This window comes from Insulibacter thermoxylanivorax (genome assembly GCF_015472005.1).
Classification (GTDB): Bacteria; Bacillota; Bacilli; order Paenibacillales; family DA-C8; genus Insulibacter; species Insulibacter thermoxylanivorax.
In genome coordinates, this window is record NZ_BMAQ01000004.1 from 29,702 (window position 1) to 48,908 (window position 19,207).

At 52.4% G+C, this 19,207-nt stretch carries 17 protein-coding genes; 5 read left to right on the forward strand and 12 right to left on the reverse strand.

Features of this window, described 5'->3' with window-relative positions:
• Positions 1 to 126 precede the first annotated feature (126 nt).
• The 6 genes from hflC to pdhA all read right to left on the reverse strand — a co-directional run bounded on the left by hflC (position 127) and on the right by pdhA (position 7,083).
• Entirely contained in the window at positions 127 to 987 is an 861-nt protein-coding gene (gene hflC / locus PRECH8_RS02595) for a protease modulator HflC (protein ID WP_200965527.1), read from the reverse strand.
• On the reverse strand, positions 984 to 1,970 hold the full coding sequence (hflK, locus tag PRECH8_RS02600; protein WP_200965528.1) for an FtsH protease activity modulator HflK: 987 nt from the start codon (positions 1,968 to 1,970) through the stop codon (positions 984 to 986). Before hflK ends, hflC begins: the two co-directional genes overlap by 4 nt.
• A 304-nt stretch (positions 1,971 to 2,274) precedes the next feature.
• Positions 2,275 to 3,681, reverse strand: a complete 1,407-nt coding sequence (lpdA, locus tag PRECH8_RS02605) for a dihydrolipoyl dehydrogenase (RefSeq protein ID WP_200965529.1) — start codon at positions 3,679 to 3,681, stop codon at positions 2,275 to 2,277.
• Between the two features lie 3 nt (positions 3,682 to 3,684).
• Positions 3,685 to 4,968: a dihydrolipoamide acetyltransferase family protein gene (locus PRECH8_RS02610; RefSeq protein ID WP_200965530.1), complete on the reverse strand. Its 1,284-nt coding sequence runs from the start codon at positions 4,966 to 4,968 to the stop codon at positions 3,685 to 3,687.
• Positions 4,969 to 5,002: 34 nt separating this feature from the next.
• The gene (locus tag PRECH8_RS02615; RefSeq protein WP_200965531.1) at positions 5,003 to 5,983 is read right to left on the reverse strand and encodes an alpha-ketoacid dehydrogenase subunit beta; all 981 of its coding nucleotides are present in this window, start codon (positions 5,981 to 5,983) and stop codon (positions 5,003 to 5,005) included.
• A 2-nt stretch (positions 5,984 to 5,985) separates the two neighbouring features.
• Positions 5,986 to 7,083 carry a pyruvate dehydrogenase (acetyl-transferring) E1 component subunit alpha gene (gene pdhA, locus PRECH8_RS02620; RefSeq protein WP_200965532.1) on the reverse strand — a complete coding sequence of 366 codons (1,098 nt, stop codon included), beginning with the start codon at positions 7,081 to 7,083 and terminating at the stop codon, positions 5,986 to 5,988.
• A 207-nt stretch (positions 7,084 to 7,290) separates the two neighbouring features.
• Between pdhA and PRECH8_RS02625 the strand changes: the two genes are divergently transcribed.
• A complete protein-coding gene (locus PRECH8_RS02625; protein ID WP_200965533.1) occupies positions 7,291 to 8,022 on the forward strand; it encodes an alpha/beta hydrolase in 732 nt (243 codons plus the stop codon).
• Here the strand turns inward: PRECH8_RS02625 and PRECH8_RS02630 are convergent.
• Positions 8,019 to 8,816 (reverse strand): lipoate--protein ligase family protein, encoded by a 798-nt coding sequence (locus PRECH8_RS02630; protein WP_200965534.1) that lies wholly within the window; start codon positions 8,814 to 8,816, stop codon positions 8,019 to 8,021. The genes PRECH8_RS02625 and PRECH8_RS02630 overlap by 4 nt on opposite strands.
• A 171-nt stretch (positions 8,817 to 8,987) precedes the next feature.
• On the opposite strand from PRECH8_RS02630, the gene PRECH8_RS02635 reads away from it, so the two are divergent.
• Entirely contained in the window at positions 8,988 to 9,845 is an 858-nt protein-coding gene (locus PRECH8_RS02635; protein ID WP_200965535.1) for a zinc ribbon domain-containing protein, read from the forward strand.
• 263 nt (positions 9,846 to 10,108) lie between these two features.
• Here the strand turns inward: PRECH8_RS02635 and PRECH8_RS02640 are convergent, their stop codons facing one another.
• Positions 10,109 to 11,638 (reverse strand): zinc ribbon domain-containing protein, encoded by a 1,530-nt coding sequence (locus tag PRECH8_RS02640; protein ID WP_200965536.1) that lies wholly within the window; start codon positions 11,636 to 11,638, stop codon positions 10,109 to 10,111.
• 361 nt (positions 11,639 to 11,999) lie between these two features.
• Here PRECH8_RS02640 and PRECH8_RS02645 point away from each other — a divergent pair, with 361 nt between their 5' ends.
• A complete protein-coding gene (locus PRECH8_RS02645; protein WP_200965537.1) occupies positions 12,000 to 13,295 on the forward strand; it encodes a polysaccharide deacetylase family protein in 1,296 nt (431 codons plus the stop codon).
• A 144-nt stretch (positions 13,296 to 13,439) separates the two neighbouring features.
• On the opposite strand, the gene PRECH8_RS02650 is transcribed toward PRECH8_RS02645, so the two are convergent.
• From PRECH8_RS02650 to PRECH8_RS02660, 3 genes are all read right to left on the reverse strand, one after another.
• The gene (locus PRECH8_RS02650; RefSeq protein ID WP_207161763.1) at positions 13,440 to 14,558 is read right to left on the reverse strand and encodes an MFS transporter; all 1,119 of its coding nucleotides are present in this window, start codon (positions 14,556 to 14,558) and stop codon (positions 13,440 to 13,442) included.
• A gap of 100 nt (positions 14,559 to 14,658) precedes the next feature.
• A complete protein-coding gene (locus PRECH8_RS02655) occupies positions 14,659 to 15,810 on the reverse strand; it encodes an MGDG synthase family glycosyltransferase (protein WP_200965539.1) in 1,152 nt (383 codons plus the stop codon).
• A gap of 157 nt (positions 15,811 to 15,967) precedes the next feature.
• Positions 15,968 to 17,158 (reverse strand): M14 family metallopeptidase, encoded by a 1,191-nt coding sequence (locus PRECH8_RS02660; protein ID WP_200965540.1) that lies wholly within the window; start codon positions 17,156 to 17,158, stop codon positions 15,968 to 15,970.
• Positions 17,159 to 17,671: 513 nt separating this feature from the next.
• Here PRECH8_RS02660 and PRECH8_RS02665 point away from each other — a divergent pair.
• Positions 17,672 to 17,956 carry an autorepressor SdpR family transcription factor gene (locus tag PRECH8_RS02665; protein WP_371871168.1) on the forward strand — a complete coding sequence of 95 codons (285 nt, stop codon included), beginning with the start codon at positions 17,672 to 17,674 and terminating at the stop codon, positions 17,954 to 17,956.
• Entirely contained in the window at positions 17,956 to 18,606 is a 651-nt protein-coding gene (locus tag PRECH8_RS02670) for an SdpI family protein (RefSeq protein ID WP_200965541.1), read from the forward strand. The genes PRECH8_RS02665 and PRECH8_RS02670 overlap by 1 nt, the downstream gene beginning before the upstream one ends.
• A gap of 119 nt (positions 18,607 to 18,725) precedes the next feature.
• On the opposite strand, the gene PRECH8_RS02675 is transcribed toward PRECH8_RS02670, so the two are convergent.
• On the reverse strand, positions 18,726 to 19,049 hold the full coding sequence (locus tag PRECH8_RS02675) for an L-rhamnose mutarotase (protein WP_200965542.1): 324 nt from the start codon (positions 19,047 to 19,049) through the stop codon (positions 18,726 to 18,728).
• Between the last annotated feature and the right edge of the window lie 158 nt (positions 19,050 to 19,207).

The window sequence follows — 19,207 nt, forward strand, 5'->3', positions numbered from 1 at the left end:
ATCATCTATAATTAACAACCTGCCCACACAACCAGCGTAATACAATATGAAAGCAGCTCATCCAACCGGATGAGCTGCTTCTTCATTACAGCTTGTTGATTTGTCTGTCAACTGATCACCACTCGATTATCTGCCGAACAATATGCTCATATACGGCGAGTCGATCGGAATCATGATGACCGGTTCTCCTTCGAAGGTTGTTACGTAACTTTGCAACGTCCGGTAGAGACGATAGAACTCCGGATCCTTGCTGTAAGCTTCGTTATAGATTTTCGCGGCTTCCTGCTCCCCTTCCGCGATAATCTGTTTCGCCTTCGCCTCAGCCTCGGCGATCAGCTCGATCGCTTCGCGGTCGGCGTTGGACGTGATCTTCAGCTTCTCCTCTTCCCCTTCGGACAGATAACGCGTCGCCATTGCCTTCCGATCGGAAATCATGCGGTTATAGACGGACTGTTTGTTCTCTTCAGGCAGGTCTGTGCGCTTGATTCGCACATCCACGATCTCGATGCCCAGCTGTCCCAGAGCCAAGGATACCTCCTCGGTAATCTCCGCGTTCAGATTGCTTCTGGCAGTATTCTCACTGATGATATCCCCGTACTCGATCTGTGACAGCTTACGGCGGACGGTGCTGTATACAGCGTTTTCGATCCGTTCGGTGGCGATGCTGATCTCCCGGACTGTACGCAGAAACTGGTTCGGATCCGAGATCCGCCATACCGTGTAGTTATCGACGATGATCGGTTTCTGGTCCTTCGTCAGGATGTTGCTAGGCTGGCTGTCATACACCATCTGATACTTCGGAAGGGATTTCGTCGTTTGCAGGAACGGCACCTTCACATGAAGTCCTGCATGCTTAACGATTCGTACCGCTTCGCCGAATTGCATGACGGCTTCGTATTCGTCTTCCTTGACGATGAAGAGCGAACCGCTGCCAAGAACAACAGCCAGTAAGACGATGATCACAGTGGAGATTAATCCTTTCTTCAATTGTTATTCCCCCCTGTCCGGCTGTTTCGCATCAGTTCATTTAACGGCAAGTAGTTTACGGTATTCCCGGACGAATCCGTGATGAAGATCTTCGCATTCGGGAGGATCTTCTCCAAGGTCTCAAGCACCAGACGCTCGCGGGTCACCGCTGGATTGTTCGCGTACTCTACATAGATCGCATTAAACTGCGCCACATCCCCCATCGCGTTTAAGATCCGCGATTGTTTCTGTGCTTCTGCTTTCTCTATGAGCGCCTGTGCTTCCCCGCGCGCCTTAGGAATACGTTCATTGCGGTATTCATTCGCTTCGTTGATCTTCGTATTTTTCTCTTCACGCGCATTTGTTACCTGAGCGAAGGCCGATGCCACCTCGCCCGGCGGCGGCTCGATATCCTGGAACTTCAGGTCGACGACGAAGATCCCTGTCTCATACTTGCTGAGGGTATCGATGAGCAGTTCCTTCGCTTGCTGCTGGATCACAGCCTTCCCCTCGGTAATCGCGAAGTCCAGCTGAGTGGATCCTATAATCGAACGAATGGCGCCCACGGCGGTATTTCTCAGAAACTGCTCCGCGTTATCGATATTGAATAGATACTTCTTAACATCCGTGATCTGCCATTCAACAACAGCATCGGCGGACACGATGTTCTCGTCCCCGGTGATCATATAAGCTTCATCTTCGACGATAATCGTCTGTCCTCGTTCTTCTCTATAGCCGATCTCCATGCGCTGCACGATCTTGGCCGGAACCAATACAACTTCCTCGATCGGACTCGGCAGCTTAAAGTGAAGACCCGCCTCTTCCACCGTCTTCGTATACTTTCCGAAGGTCAGAACCGCCGCCTTCTCATGCTCCTCGACGGTGTAGAACATCGTCGACCCCCACAGCAGGAGCAAGAGTGCAATCGCCGCGATGATGATGTACTTGATCATCTTCGGCGACAGCTGGGGAAGGTCCGGTCTCTGTCTGGAATCCATATCCATATACGTAACTCCTCTCTAGATTTATCTGCATAAGATATGCACGGTAATACGCACAAATGACCCAAACGTTTCAAAAAAACGTTAGACACTCCATCTATTATCCCTATCGGACGAATCTCCGACAAGGTGATTTCTTATGGAATCTTTGATTTATTCGCGGGATGAAAAGTTAGGTTGGATGTTTGTACATGCATCGATCGAAACATACGAGCGAATTCGTCAATCACGCGCAAAAAGGCGGCTGAGACGTTAACCGCCGCCTCTGCCGCCTTGTGCAGATCTTGCCTGTTTGCTGCAGTTTATCTTACAGGGAATGGATAGGACGACCAAGCGCGACTTCCGCCGCCTCCATCGTCATCTCACCCAGAGTCGGATGCGCATGGATCGTCAACGCGATATCCTCCAGCGTTGCGCCCATCTCAATCGCCAGAGCCATCTCCGCGATGAGGTTAGAGGACTCGGCACCAACGATATGCGCTCCCAGTACGAGATCCGTTTCCTTATCGGCTACGATCTTCACGAAGCCGTCGGAAGCATTCATCGTCTGTGCACGGCCGTTAGCACCGTACATGAACTTGCCGACTTTGATCGCTTTGCCTTGTTTCTTAGCTTCCGATTCGCTCAGGCCGACACTTGCGATCTCAGGATCGGAGAAGCAGACACTCGGCACTACTTTGTAGTCGACGGCACTTGGCAGGCCTGCGATGACTTCTGCTGCTACCTTGCCTTCATAGGATGCCTTGTGAGCCAATGCCGGTCCTGCGACGATATCACCGATCGCATAGATGTTCGGGATATTCGTGCGGCATTGCTTGTCGACTTCGATCAGGCCGCGCTCTGTCATCTTGATGCCGATCGTATCAAGTCCCATGTTGTCGGTGTTCGGACGGCGGCCGACGGTGACAAGGACATAATCAGCCGTTACTTGCTTCTGTTCACCGTTTACCGTATAGGTAACCGTGACTTCATCGTCGGTTTGGTCCGCCTTATCTGCCATCGCATCGGTGATGACTTCGACATCATATTTCTTTAGATTTCTTGTTACGAGACGCGTCAGATCCGCATCGAATCCCGGCAGAATCGAGGAGGAACCTTCAAGTACGGTAACCTTGGAACCAAACTTCGCGAAGGTTTGACCAAGTTCGATGCCGATGTAACCGCCGCCGATGACGACGAGACGCTTCGGAACCTCGGTCAGCGAGAGAGCTTCCGTCGAGGAGATGATGCGTCTGCCGAACGGGAAGGTCTTCAGCTCAATCGGACGGGATCCCGTTGCGATGATGCAATGGTTGAACTTATAGCGGTGGCCCTCGTCCTCATTGGAGACGCTGACGATATTCTCGCCGATGAAGAATACCTCGCCTTTCATGAACTCGACTTTATTGCCTTTGAACAGGGAGCGGATGCCGCCTGTTTGCTTCGCGATGATATTGTTCTTGAATTCTTGAACCTTAGCGAAGTCCAGTTTGACGCTCTCAGCGATCACGCCCATCACGTCACTGTTCTTCGCTGCTTCGTATTGGTGAGCAGCTGTGATCAGTGCCTTGGAAGGGATGCAGCCGCGGTTCAGACATACGCCGCCGACTTCATCCTTGTCTACACAGAGCACGGATTTGCCCAGCTGCGCGGCGCGGATCGCAGCTACGTATCCGCCTGGACCCGCACCAACGACTAACACATCCACTTCATTGACAAAATCGCCTACGACCATGGGTTAACCCTCCAATGCTAACAGCCCTGGCTCTTCCAGCAACTGTTTGATGTAGTTCATAGCGTTCTGTGCTGTTGCCCCGTCGATCAGACGATGGTCGAAGCTTAGAGACAATGCCAGCACCTTGCCCGGAACAACCTCGCCGTTGCGGACAACCGGTTTGTCCATGATGCGTCCTACGCCGAGGATCGCAACTTCCGGCCAGTTGATAACCGGTGTGAAGAACATGCCGCCTGCCGAACCGATATTCGAGATGCTGATCGAGCTGCCTCTCATCTCAGCCGGTGCGAGCTTGCCTTCACGTGCGCGAACAGCCTTGTCGTTGATCTCAGCAGCGATCTGCCAGATCGACTTCAGGTCCGCATCTTCGATGACCGGCACGATCAAGCCGTTATCCGTATCTGTAGCGATACCGATGTTGTAGTATCTCTTGTATACGATCTCGCCCTTCTCATCGTCGATGGACGCATTCAGCGCCGGATATTGTTTCACCGCAGCTACCAGAGCCTTGACGATGAACGGCAGGTATGTGATCTTGATGCCCTTCTTCTCACCGATCGCCTTCGCCTTCGTGCGCAGATCCACGAGCGCCGATACGTCCACTTCATCCATGATCGTCACGTGAGGCGCGGTGTATACGGATTTAACCATCGCATTAGCGATAACTTTGCGCACGCCCTTAAGCGGTACGCGCTCTTCGATGCGCTGGCCAGGAGCAACCGGTGCGAATGCCGGAGTTTGTGCCGCCGCTGCACCTGCTGTTTGACCGCCTGCCAGGTAAGCGTCGACGTCTTCCTTGGTGATGCGTCCGTTCTTGCCGGTACCCGTCACATTAGCCAGCAGAACATTCTTCTCACGAGCATACTTGCGCACAGCAGGAGTTGCCAGGATCTCTCTGTTGTCAGCGAGCGCCGCAGTTGCTGCCGGAGCAGCTTCTGCTGCTGGTGCTGCAGCAGGTGCTTCTGCCGCTGCCGGTGCTTCCGTCTTAGCCGGTTCCGGTGCAGCAGCCGGCTCTTCAGCTGGTGCATCCTGCACAGGCACATCGCCTTCTGCATCGAATACAGCAACGACTTGACCAACCGTTGCCACAGAACCTTCTTCAACTTTAATCTCTAATACTTTACCTGAAACCGGGGATGGAACTTCAACAACCGCTTTGTCATTCTGAACTTCCATGATGATGTCGTCTTCTTGGACGGAGTCACCTGGTTTGATATGCCAGGTGACGATCTCGCCCTCATGCAGACCTTCCCCAAGTTCAGGGAATCGATATTCGAAAGTCGCCACTTGAACTACCTCCTTAGGTCTCTAAAGTCCCTGATTAGAAATCCAAGACTTGCTTTAATGTATCGACGATCCGTGCTGCATTCGGCACCCACTGATCTTCTATCAACGGGAATGCGAGGACCGTATCCGGCGGCGCGCAGCGCAGTACAGGAGCCTCAAGGTGCAGGATCGCTTTCTCATTAATCTGTGCAATAACTTCAGCAGCTACACCAGCTGAGCGTTGTGCTTCCTGAACAACGATCGCACGGTTCGTCTTCTTCACAGATTCAATGATCGTCTCTACATCGAGCGGACTTATCGTGCGGAGGTCGATGACTTCCACGGACACGCCGCGTTCTTCTTCGATGATCTTCGCAGCTTCCAGGGAAGTATGAACCATCGCGCCATAGGTAATGATGGTAACATCCTTACCTTCTTTGACCACGTTCGCCTTGCCCAACGGAATCGTGTATTCGCCCTCTGGCACTTCGCCTCTGATAGAGCGATACAGCTTCAGATGTTCTACGAAGAACACCGGATCGTTGTCGCGGATCGCCGAGATCAAGAGCCCCTTAGCGTCATAGGGATTGGAAGGTATGACGACCTTGATTCCCGGTGTTTGCGCCAGCAGTCCTTCCAATGCGTCAGAGTGAAGTTCTGGGGACTTCACGCCGGCACCGTACGGCGTGCGGAATACGATCGGCGCATTGTAGCGTCCGCCGGAGCGGTAACGCAGACGCGCAGCTTGTGCCACGATCGAGTCCATAACCTCGAAGATAAAGCCGATGAATTGAATCTCTGCAACCGGGCGGAAACCTTGCACACCCAGCCCTACTGCCAGTCCGCCAATACCGGATTCAGCAAGCGGTGTATCGAATACACGGTGTTCACCGAATTCCTTCTGCAAACCTTCGGTCGCGCGGAATACGCCCCCGACCTTACCAACGTCTTCACCGAATACAAGAACCGTCGGGTCACGTCTTAATTCCGTACGCAGCGCATCGGTAATCGCTTGGATCATTGTCATTTGTGCCATGATTACTTATCCCCCTTAGCTGCATAAAGTGCTTTCTGTTCCTCAAGAACAGGCGGAGTAACTTCGAACATGCTGTCGATCAGACCTTCGATCGTCATCTTCGGAGTTTGCTCGGCTTTCTTGATCTCCTCGTTCACGATTGCGCGAGCTTCCTCCATGACCTTCTGCTCTTCTTCTTCACTCCACAGTCCTTTGGACTCCAGATATTTTCGCATGCGAATAAGCGGGTCGATGCTCTCCCATTCGCCTTGCTCATCTTTCGTACGATACTTCGTCGGATCATCCCCGGACATGGAGTGAGGACCGAAACGGTAAGTGACGGTCTCGATCAAGGTCGGACCTTCGCCGTTGCGAGCGCGTTCTACAGCATCAGAAGCCGCCTTGTATACAGCCAGAGCATCCATACCGTCCACTTGGATTCCATGGATTCCCGCAGCAACCGCCTTCTGAGCGATCGTCTCTGCCTTCGTCTGCTTGGAACGAGGTGTGGAGATCGCATATTGGTTGTTCTGAACCACGAATACAACAGGCAGGTTGAAGACCCCTGCGAAGTTCAAGCCTTCATAGAAGTCGCCTTGCGAGGAACCGCCGTCGCCGGTGTAAGTCATCACGACGTTCTTCTGATTCTTCAGCTTGAAGCCCATCGCTACGCCTGCCGCTTGCACGATCTGTGCACCGATGATAATCTGCGGCAACAGAGCGTTTACGCCCTCTGGGACCTCGCCGCCGTGCTGATGACCGCGGGAGTAGAGGAAGGTTTGATACATCGGATAGCCGTGCCAATAGATCTGCGGCATGTCACGATAACCCGGCAATACAAAATCTTCCTTCTGGAGAGCATATTGGGTAGCGATCATGGAAGCTTCTTGTCCCGATACGGGAGCGTAGAAGCCCAGACGCCCTTGACGCTGCAGGCTGACGGCGCGTTTGTCCCATGCACGGGTGAATACCATGCGGTACATGATCTCACGCAGCTGATCGTCGGTTAGATCCGGAACCATCTCTTCGTTGATGATTTTGCCCTCAGGAGACAAGACCTTCAGCATCTCGACGGGTTCCAGCTTGACATAGTAGTCCTTGCTCGATACTGCCTTTGCCATGTGATCACCTCTAAACATATTTTCCTATCTGTAAACTGTTATAGTAATTTAATCACCCTGTTATAAACTGTTTTGATGATTAAATCGTTAATTTTTCTGCATTTTATTGATCTGCTGGATTATAACAGGTACATTAATTATATAATACAGTTTAAAAATAATCTATAGTTTTTTAGAACAATTTTAAGATATATCGGAGGGACGAGCATGAGCTATGAGAAATATTACAAGCGGACCATCGTAAAAGAAAGCCTTTACTCAACGGCATTGGGCGAAGAACGATCGCTTCGCATCTTTCTGCCGCCTGGTTATAACGAATTAGCATCCTATCCTGTTATTTATTGTCAGGATGGAGAGCAATTTTTTAACTACGGCAGAATCGCCACAACGGCGACACGCCTCATCCTGGATGAGGGCATCGATCCGTTCATCATCGTCGGTGTGGATGTGAACCTGAAGATGAGGACCGACGATTATGCGCCCGAAGGCAAGCGTTTCAACCGCTACCTGCAATTCTTCGCAGAAGAGATGCTGGACTTCGTTGAGAATCGCTATGCGGTGCGTACGACGGCAGACGAACGCATCTTAGCCGGAGACTCCCTCGGCGGTACGGTTTCCCTGCACATAGCGCTGGAACACCGGGATGAGTTCCGTAAAGTCCTGTCCTTGTCCGGCGCCTTCCTCACGAGCACGCAGCAAGCGATCGCAGAAGAGTCGGATCTGTCTTGGCTCAGCATCTACCAATTGATCGGATTAGATGAACAAGCCGTACAGACGGACCGCGGCACCTTCGATTTCCTTGCGGCCAATCGCAGCGTCCGGCAGATGCTCAGCGAGCGGAAGGCTGATCTTTGGTATGAAGAGAAACCCGGCGAACATCTCTGGGGCTTCTGGCAGAAAGAACTGGAACACGGCCTGCGCTGGCTTCTGGCCCGTTAACGATCATACCGCTGCCGCATGAGCTGCATCTGCTCTCTGACTCCTGCCGCATATTCCTTCAGCAGATGATTGCCGTCCATGCCGCCCCATTGCCGCAGCTTTCCATAGAGGCTCTCCATGAATCCCTTAACGGTAACACGGGAGGTCAGCTCATGCAAGCTTGCCATCTTCTCAGGATCAACCTGCAGCGCTCCGAGACAGGATGCGCCTCCTGCGGCCAGCTCGTAGAATTCCCGGGCGATGTTTCCCGTGTACGAACCGATCCCTTCGACGATGATGAAGGCTTGCAAGCTGTATGCGGTTAATTGCCTGCGCTGCGCGATGCCGCAGAACTTCTGCCCGCGGATGCTCAGATCATAATCACCCGGACAATAGGAGCCGACGACCTCGCCGCGATCGAAGCTGACGCCGAGCGGCAGCAGAACCTGTGCGATAAAATCCGCCATCCACGAGAAATCATCATAGATATCCAAAGTGCCTGCCCGCCGGGGCAAGAGCACTGAGATATTCACTACGCCGTCATGCAGCGGAACAGCAGCCCCGCCGGAATTGCGTACGATCGCAGAATACCCCCTTGCCCGCAGCTGCTCTAAAGCTTGTCCCGCATAGGGCAGCCTGCGATCCCTAAGGCCGGCTATGAACGCCCGTGTATGCCTCCATATATGGATGACCGGCTCCTTCGTCTTGCCGACGAGGGGCATCATCACCTCTTCAAAGGCAAAAGGCCATAGCGCATCTCCTTCTAATATCCCCTGATCAACAACGAAAAAATTCTCCTTCTGCAACCGCTCCATCCGTAACCTTCCTCCTGACCATGTAAGTAGCAAAATGATTATATCGCATATGCAGGATCCTCTCAAAAATCTAAGGTCTGGTAAGGATTTCAAGCAATTTCGGGGAGGATTTGTGTCTGTCGAATCGAATATTTACATTCAAACTATTATCGAAATTGGAGTTGATCCTACATGAACTGCCCACAATGCGGTTCCGAGATCAGTGCAAACGCGAAGTTTTGCACGAATTGCGGAACGAGAGTTCAGTCAACTGCTGAATCGGCAGCTGCCGCAGAGGCGCAGCCAGCAGATCAGATAGCACAGACTGCTCCCAGTGAAACGCCTGCAGCACCTATACACAACACACCGTCCGATGTGCCTCCAGCGGCTCCCGTACAGCAGCAGGCGAACTCGCAGACAGGCGAGAAGGTCAAAATGATCGCCAAGGATTACTTCTCTTTCCTGTGGGATACCTTGAAAGCACCCAGCCGCATCGGTACGCAAGTCGATGCCTCGCATAAAATGCACGGACTGATCAACATGCTCATCCTCGTGCTGGTCGTGCCGTTGATCAACCTGATCAGCGCGCTCATCCATGGTGCTTCCAGACTTAGGCCCTTGGATGAGATGGGGTTAGGGTTCTTCATTCAGGATGTGGTATCGGATTACTACAGGCGTGCCGTTATCGATGAATTCCTGCTGTCGATCCTGAGCACTGCCATATCCTTGGTGCTGGTCATCGTCGTTCTGTACATAACCGCTAGCTTGCTCAAAGTCGAAAGCCATTTCATGACGATCACCACCCGTTTCGGCGTACTCATGACCGTGCCGACGGCGATTTTCATCGCAGGCAGCTTGATCATGCTGATCGGCGTGCCAACACTCGGGAATATCATCAATGCGTGCGCCATGTTTGCGGCCGGATTAGCGATCATCAATACTTATCGTTCATTAGAAGTCAAGGAATCGAAACTCGATCCCTTCCATATGTATCTGATCATCGTCGCCATCTGCTACCTTCTGCACCGCATCGTCGAGATGATCTTCTAACCATCAGCAGCATAATAATATGGGCTGTCCAATATGTCAGTGATCACTGACGGATGGACAGCCCCTTTACGTTTGTATAACATGCAGACGAGATCGGGTGCTTGAGACAATAGCTATTGTTGATTCAAAGCGCGTGGAAACGTGATTGACGTGCGAAAGGACGTGCGAGACGACAGATGTTGTCGACTCACATACATCGAAGCACGATCAACCGCGTGAAACAACAAATGCTGTCGTCTCAAAGTGCGTGCACCGTTATGATCTCATTCATACGTGAATGCCTGTGTATTGGAAAAGTCGATGCTGTCTAGTGCCGTGAAGTAAGAGATGATCCACTGTCCCGTCTCTTCCTCATAGATGAGTTCATAACGGATAAAGGACGCCATATCGCTGAGCTCTGGTTCTTCGCCCTCATAATACCAGGCAGCATTGGTTAACACATAGGCCACTTCGATCTCCGCCCGATACGGCAGGCCGTTGTAACCGCCGTCCAAGACGAAGCTGTTCAGGTCGAACTCCGAGCCGACGATCTCCGCGGTAAACCGCTGCCCCGTTTCCATCATCCACTGGAAGTCCGAGGCAAACAAGGAACGCCGCTCCTCGGTAATATTCGTAAACTGTGAGATATCCATGGTCATATAAGCCGGCACCCAGCTTGCGAGGAACTTATTCACCGCATCCATCACCTGCTCCCGTGCCGCCAGATAGGCCTCTTCGAAGAGGAAAGGGAGCACAGCATTTTCCATCTCAGGCGTGAGCACGATCTCCTCACTCATGAACGTACCCCACGGGAATTCCGCCTCTGCCTGCAAAGTGGTCTTGCCGTCGAACAACAGGGGACCCAGCAAGCCGTCCTCAAACTCCGATATGCTGCGGCCCGTGGTTTTGCCATTAATGTAAACTACGGCATCCTCGATCTCAGAGCGAATCTGCGCATAGCTCGCTTCAATCGCCAGGGTCACTTCCGCACGGCGGTCTTCATAGAGTTCTACCTCCTGCTTGTTTTCCAGAACGGCAAACTCCCCGCTATATACCGCCTTTACATCATATTCCCCCGGCCAGAAAGGGCCCGCTTCTAAGCTCAACTGATCACTTCGCGCGATCCCGATCGGACGATCATCAACAAATACCTCCACATCAGCCATATTGGTGTGCACAACAATCTCATAAGGGGCAACTTCGATCCGATAAACATCATATATGAACCAGTGCTTGCCGTCAGCAACCAGACGAAGCGGCGCATCCGCATCCGTCTCTCCAGCAGCCTGTGCTTTCAGCGACTCCACGGCTTTCTCGAGATCGGCTTGGTGAGTGCGGTAGTAAGCGGCGAGACGAGCGACATCCTCCTCCCCCCTTCCCATCGATTCCGAGGCAGGGATCAGCAGTTCGCTAAGTCGATTCGCATCCTCCTGCTCGATTGCCTCCTGGAATGCCTCGATCACACGGTCAGGATGATAAGCATACATGCCCGCTGCATATCCGCCGATTAAACCCACGACGAGCACGACGGCGCAAGCGATCAGCACCTTGATCGGTCCGGACATCCTCCTTCGCGGCGGGGACATCGGATCGACCGGACGGGCAACATCCGGAACCGAAGATGCCGGATGGGCTTCCGCTGCTGCGGGTTCAGCATCTGCCGGCGGCGGAGCTTGAGCTTCCGCTTGATCCGTGCTTAACTGCGGCGCCGCTTCCTCCGCCATTGATGAAGGCTTCTCGGCTTTCGCCCCGCACTCCGCGCAGTAATTGTCCTGCTTGCGAAGCTGATGGCCGCATTGACTGCAAAATTTCATGTGGTATCCTCCTGTGCATATCAGTTAAAATATATGAATAGAGCAAAAAATAGCGTTAGCCATGCTATCAGATTCGACCTCTCCGCCGGTTATTCCTGCTGTAACAAGTATATTCACGATTCCTCATATATGACCAGCCGCTGTATTCCCGCAGGTTCCTGCAGCAAGATGTATCACGACGATTCGGATAAGGAGTGTCCTGAGATGATGAGCCACGAACAGACGAAAGTATTGGACTGTACGAGACGTCGCTGAACATCATGGCTCTCTCCCATGTGAAGTATAACATCCCGGTCCAAACATGGTACAATGATACTAATGGCTTAAATTGACCCACACCAATAGAAGGAGAGCGGAAATCGTGGAAGAGAAGATATTCTGGGGATGCATACTCGGCGTTACGATCTATATGCTCATCCCGTTTGTCATCACCCGCATCATCCGGTTCGGGGTGTTCTCAGAAGCCCGCACCCCTGATGCGATGGCCCTGACCTTCGACGATGGTCCGCATCCCAAGTACACGCCGCAGCTGCTGGACTTGCTGAAGAAACATGATGCCAAGGCCACCTTCTTCGTGCTGGGGTCCATGGCCGAGCGATATCCGGATCTGATCCAACGCATGCATGAAGAAGGTCACCAGGTCGGGATACACAATTACACCCATAAGACCAACTGGCTCCTGTTCCCCTGGTCGGTGCGCACGGATCATCTCTACCGGACGGCTGATATCGTGGAGAAGATCATCGGCGTTCGTCCTGATTACTACCGTCCGCCGTGGGGGATTATCAATTTCTTCGATTTCGGCCTGCGCAAGAAGTTCCATATCATCCTATGGTCGGTGATGGTCTCTGATTGGCGCAGCAAAGACATGCGAGATGCGCGAAGGATGCGGGATCTCCTGCTGAAGAAGTGCAAGGGAGGTTCCGTCGTCCTGCTGCATGACAGCGGTGAAACCTTGGGTGCGGTGCCGGAGGCACCAAAGTATATGTTAATCGCACTGGACGATGTACTCGCAAAGTTAAAATCACAAGGCATGAAATTCGTAAGGGTGGATGAACTCATGGAGATGGATCGTCAAGAACGCGCGGCTAAAGAGTCCCTCGGGAAACGAATCATGGTCAAGACCTTCCTGTGGTACGACAATCTCGTGCATAAGATCATCGGTACGAAGTATATTGATCCCGCCGATCCCTTCCTTAAGTTCCGTGTCAGACGTTACCAGGGCAAGCATCCCATTCATCTCGATGACGGGGAGACGATCAAGCGGGGAGATCCGATCATCGAACTGCATCTGAACAACGAGGAATTGCATCGCCTCGGTGTATCTGCCCGCTCCACGACGCAGTTATCGGTGCAGTTAATCCGCAGCATGCAGGGCCTGATGCCGAAGCTTAAGGAGATGCTGGAGAAGGACCCCGACCTTCAGCGCATCAGAGGGCTCTACGGCATATCGATCATTCATCGGGGCGCGAAGCGTTTCGGTTACTCCGTCATCGACCTGCCTTCTGGACTGTTTACTGCTTTGACGAGGATTTATCTTAAATTCTTGTTATTTGTTGTTCATCCGCAGGGCAGGGAACGTCTGACCACAAAGTCAGAACTGCTGGAACCGAAGATCATCGCCATCTCCCGTGCTGAAGTGCTGAGAAGATATTAGTCTGCGAGAACTTGTATATCCGTTTGAACAGCAATGCTAATGGAACCAGGATGCCTTATTAGGCCGTATACCGCTTATGGCGGTGCAGCCGATAAGGCATCTTGGTTCCATTTGTGATCCATTTGTGATCCATATGTATCAGTCTCATGCTCTGCGCTTTGTCATCGTGATCCGATCGATCGGCACCAGCAGGTAGAACAACCCGATGAACAGGAAGATAAAAGCCGCGATCTCGATGGGCAGCGCCACGGCATACAGACTGCCCAACGCCCCGCCGATACTTGGACCTAGCGCGATGCCGATGCCTTCCACCGTATTCAGCAGGCCCCAGCCGACCCCTTCTTGATTCTCCGGAACGTAGTAAGACAACAGCGCGTTCCATGCCGGCAGCATCGTCGAATAAGCGATACCCAGCACAACCGCCCACAGCAGCGCGAACTCGATCGTCTCCGTCTTCGCCAGGAAGAGAAGCGCAACGCCCAACATACAGAAGCCGATCACGAGGAACGGCTGCTTGCCGAACCGATCGGAAAGCCTGCCCATCGGGATCAATGCCAGGATCGCACAGATTCCTCCAGCCATGAGCAGAAAGGAGATCTGCGAGGGATCAAGCCCGATCTCCAGCGTCGCAAAATCAGGCAGCACCGGCAGCAGCATGCTGGCTCCCAGCGTCTGCAAGATCATCCCCGGCAAGAGCAGCCGCATCCTGCGAACCTTCTGGACGAGCATCAGGAATTGCCGGCGGATGGGAATGACGCGCAGGTTCCGCGAATCGACCCTCCGGATCCGCATGGAGAACAGCAACCCTAAGCCCAGCAGCGCGGTTAAGATCGCGAAGGAGAGAGCATGTCCAAATCGCAGGAAAAAGTTAATCACAACCGGACCGCCGCCCATCCCCGCCAGCCAAAGCGTATAGAGGAATCCCATCTGCGTCGCCCGTTGCGAGTCTTTCACCATCGCCAAACACGCGATCCATACCGGCGAGATGCCCAGCCCAAGCAGCGCAGAAGCAACGATAATCAGCCATGGGATGGGAAAATAATACATCAGGCATATGCTTACAATGGCCAGGGTCAGTCCGCTCGTCACCATCAATCGCGAAGAGAACCTGTCCACCAGATAGCCAACGCCGAGCTTGGAGACTGTATCCGTTGTATAGTGCGCGGTCACCGCTACGCCGACTACCCAATAATCCAGCCCATATAAGGGGAGCAAGGACAGGATGATCGCTCCCCTGACGAATTCTCCGATGAATAAGATCAATGCATATCGAACAAAGTTTCTATCATTGAGCAAGCGTATTACTGTCTCCACCGTTTCCCAACTTTCTTATATGAGATAAATGATGTATATAATTCCATCATTATATGAGATGTATCGATCGCTGCATAGGATGATCGTTAAGATCAGCGATAATATCATCCACGATTCGGTCTGCCGCATGGGGTTTCCACAGATCGCTCAGCGCACTTCGTATATCCTGCAGGCGGCTTGGTTCGTTCAGCAAGTTCAGCAGCTGTGCTTCCAACTCCGGCGGTTCTTGGGCGATGCACGCCGCCCCTTTGCTCTCGAGATAGACGGCATTGTCCCTCTCCTGCCCCGGCACGGGTCGGTATATGAAGATCGGCAGCTGCATGCTGATCGCTTCGGACAGGGTGATGCCGCCCGGCTTCGTAACGATGCATGTGGAGATCTGCATCAGCTCATGAATCGCCTCGACAAACCCCATAATCCTCACATTCGCAAAGGATTGGAACCGCTGCTCCATCTCCTCCTGCAGGTGCCCGTTCTTGCCGCAGACGACGATAAGCTGAATCTCCTCATGCTTCGCCAGCCGTTCGCACATGCTGCCTAGACCCTGCATCACTCCGTACGATCCAGCCATGATCAGGATCGTATGTCTCCCCTTACGCAGCTGATACTTCTCCAAGATCTTCGACTCCGGCAGGCGCTGTTCAAAGGCGGGTTTGATCGGGATGCCGCTCACCACGATGCGCTCACTCGGGATTCCCGTCTTCTCGATCTTCGCTTTCAGATCTTCTGTTGCCACGTAATACTTGTCGATCTCCGGGTGCAGCCAACGGCGGTGCAGATCGAAATCTGTCACCACCGTAACATTCGGGATATAGATGCCAAGCTTCTTGCGAATCTCAGGAATGACGGCCATCGGGAATGTATGAATCACAATGTCGGGCCGTTCAACCTTGATCATCTTCAAGAGCTTGTGCTGGCCATAGGACTGCACCCACTTTGCGAAGAAGGAGTCCCACTTGATATTCTTCGTTCCATAGTAAAGCCAACCATATACCGAAGGCAGGACTTTGTAGCTTTTGATATAAAAATATCTCGTAATCGCATTCACCGTGGGATTGGCTTCTTTGAACAGATCGATCATGACGATCTCGCGGATGCCTTTCTCTAGAAACTTCTCTCGCAGCGCTTTAGAAACCTGGTAATGCCCGTCTCCATAGCTGGCATATAAGATCATAACCTTCTTATGGTCCTCACCCGTCATTCTCCCACTCCCTGAACGATTGTTTCAACTTTTATTGCCTTGATCACTTGAGTACATCTAATGGTGCTGGTACATATCGTGAACGGTTCGATAAATTCCTAACATTTATTATATTATACGACATCGAAGCTGGCACCATGAGGACATCTTCCATGCGTCACATGTAGAGACTGGCGAGGAAGATCCCCAGGCTTTCCTGATAGATCTCTTCAAACTGCTCTATGGGCAATGGATTCACGCCTTCCCCCAGCTCAATCGTAAAGCCCGGCCGGCGCCAATCCTGAATGAACCAATCCTTGTATCCAGCATGGCTGTCCACATAGCGGACTGCTCGATATCCGCTCACCCGTGCAAATTCATTCACGATGGTCTCTGACTCCGGCGGTTCATAACCCTCATACCCCCAATAGATCTCCCTGCCCTGAGTATGGAAAGCCAGTACCCGGTCATAGTCCCTCACCCTTGTCAGTTCCGCCATCGCCTGCGCCTCCGGTTCCGAAAGCGGGAATCGTCCTGGATAATCTCGCGGGGACGGCGTTTGTTCTCTGCGCTCTGCTTCCAGTTCCCAGTTAGCTGGGAATTGATCATTTAGATCGACGCCGCGAATATTGGCCTTCCAGCCTGTAAAATCCGTTTGCCCCCCATTGATCTGCAGCACCTGCGAACGATAAGGCTCTTCTGGCGGCGGACCGTTGATCACAAGATCCACCCCGTCGGGATTGACCATCGGCACGATGGACAGCATGGCGCTGGAATAATAGGGTTCCATCACCAACCCGCGGATCGCCTGACGATTCGTCAAAGCAAGCAGATAATCGTTCACGAACCGCATGATCACTGCCGTTGTAATCCACTCATTGGCATGGAAGGAGCCGTTCATATGCACCCGCTTATCCCCGCGACCGATCTGCAGTTCGGGTATCGGCTTGCCCATGACAGATGAACCGATTGTGTTCATACGCATGAAGGGATAGATCTCGTGCAGCTGATTTAATTCCTCCATCAGAACGGCATAAGGATACGGTCTCTCACCTTGTACGATCGGCCATGTGACTCTGACCGGCAGGCGGATCGTCCGGCCGATCATCAGCGAGTCGGCATCCACACTGGGATTGAGAAGCATGATCGCATCCAGCGGGATCTGATGCCTGACGGAAAGGAGCCAGAGGGTGTCCCCTGGAGCTATCGTATATTCCGAGATGATATAACCCGGAATGTCGATGGTCTGACCGATCATCAACCGATCGGGATCAATCCCCGGATTGGAATCGATGATCAGCGGCAGCGGCACCTGGAACAATTGGCTGTATCTCCACAGCGAATCCTGTTCTCTCACGCTTACTTTCACAGTCGCCAGCACCTCCATAAGGTTATGAACGCATTGTAATGCCCTGCCATATCTTATGGACGGATGCTGGGCGGTGTGCCTAGGAATTGGTCTCTTCGCATGCTGATGTGTTGTTTCATTTCCAGATTCATACTAGAATATTACCAAAGTTCCCTGGATACAAAAGGGATTTTCATGATATTTTTGTAGAGCTTCCGGTTAAAGAATGGTCGCAGTTTGATGTTCATATTGCCATAGAGGAGGATTGCTGTGAAACTGAGCCGCATTCATCCGCTGCCGAGGTCAAATACCGCTTGGATCCAGCCGTCCTCCAAACGGCAGATCACGATTATGACGCAGATGACGCAAGGTCTTAACTGCATGTAAGAACTTCATCTAAAACATTGACAAGCATCGTATCGATCTGTTACTCTTTAATTAGATATTTAGATTATTGTCTAATTATCTAATTATATAAATTGTCTCGAAGATGACAGGGGTTGGAAACATCACGCAGAAAGCGAGGGCCGCGCCATGTCTTTGAACGATACCTTTAAAGCGCTGTCCGATCCCACGCGGCGCAAGATCTTGGATCTCTTGAAGGAGCGGGACAGGACCGCCGGCGAGATCGCGGAGCATTTTACGATGACCAAGCCGAGCATATCCAATCATTTGAACATGCTAAAACAAGCCGGACTCATCACCGACGAACGTCAAGGACAGCATATCGTGTATTCGCTGAATACGACGGTATTCCAAGATGTGATCAAATGGATCCTTTCGCTTCAGTCTACCTCTACGGAAGGGAATGATGCATGATGAAAAAAATGATCCTGCCGCTCGGCCTCATCGCCGCCGCTTTGATCATCAGCCTGCTTGCTTATGACCGTCTGCCCGATCAGATGCCCATCCACTGGAACATCCACGGCGAAGCTGACCGCTATGCCTCCAAACCTGTCGCCTTATTCCTGATGCCGGCGGTGATGTTAGGTGTCTTCCTGCTGATGAAGCTGGCGCCGATCATCGATCCGAAGCGCGCCAGTCTGCAGAAAAACCTTCGCGATATCGACGCCATTAACGTTATCACGCTGCTCATCCTGCTGGTCGTACACGGCGTGACGATTCTCAGCGGCATGGGCGCAGAGATCAACATCGCAGCGTTGGCACCGATCATCGCGGGCTCACTCTTCGTCTTCGTCGGCAACCTGCTGCCCCGTTTCAGGCACAACTACTCCTTCGGTTTGCGGACACCGTGGACATTGGCCAACGAAGACGTGTGGCGGCGAAGCAATTTAATCGGCGGACGATTGATGTTCTTCGGCGGGCTCATCATGATCCTCAGCGCCTTTCTGCCGACAACCTGGAAGATGATCGTATTCTTCGCAGTGCTCGCCGTCAATCTAGCCGTGCCGATCATCATCTCTTATCTCTTCTTTAGGAAGTACGGTTCCAGCAATGGATCGGCTTAGGATTGCTTCTGGCAGATCTGCCCACCTATCCAGTGCGCGGCAGGCCTGGTCGACGGACGTAACGTCTCCCAGGCCTGCGATGCTTTAGCTCCTGCCAGGCATATGAATGACCGCATGAATTACTTCAGATAGAACACTTCACGCAGCGGCGTCGGCGTCCCCTTGCTGTGGTCGAAGGAACCCTCCACCATCTTAGAGGTGATGGCGTCCCAGCGCCGGCACGCCTTGCTTTGCGCGATGTACGCGAAGGCAGCCTCGACATCATCGCATTCGAAAACATAGAAGAACTGATTGCCGTTCTGGAAGATCGAATAATTGCGAATCCCGGCCTTGCTGTGTTCTTCCAAGACCTCCGGCCATGGATTGAGATGCATCTCCACATACTCGTCTAAGTATTCCGGCTTCACTTTCCAAGTCCATGCGAATTTGTTGCTCTTGTTCATCCCTGTTTCCTCCCTCTGCCAGATCTCGCTCAGCATCTTGCTGAATCCTCTTAATTAAACCGCTTACATTCCCTATTATAGAACAAAGTAACCGGCTTCGGACATGAATCTTCTCAGCCCGATTCCGCTATATCCCAGCTCAACCCTTTACTAACCCC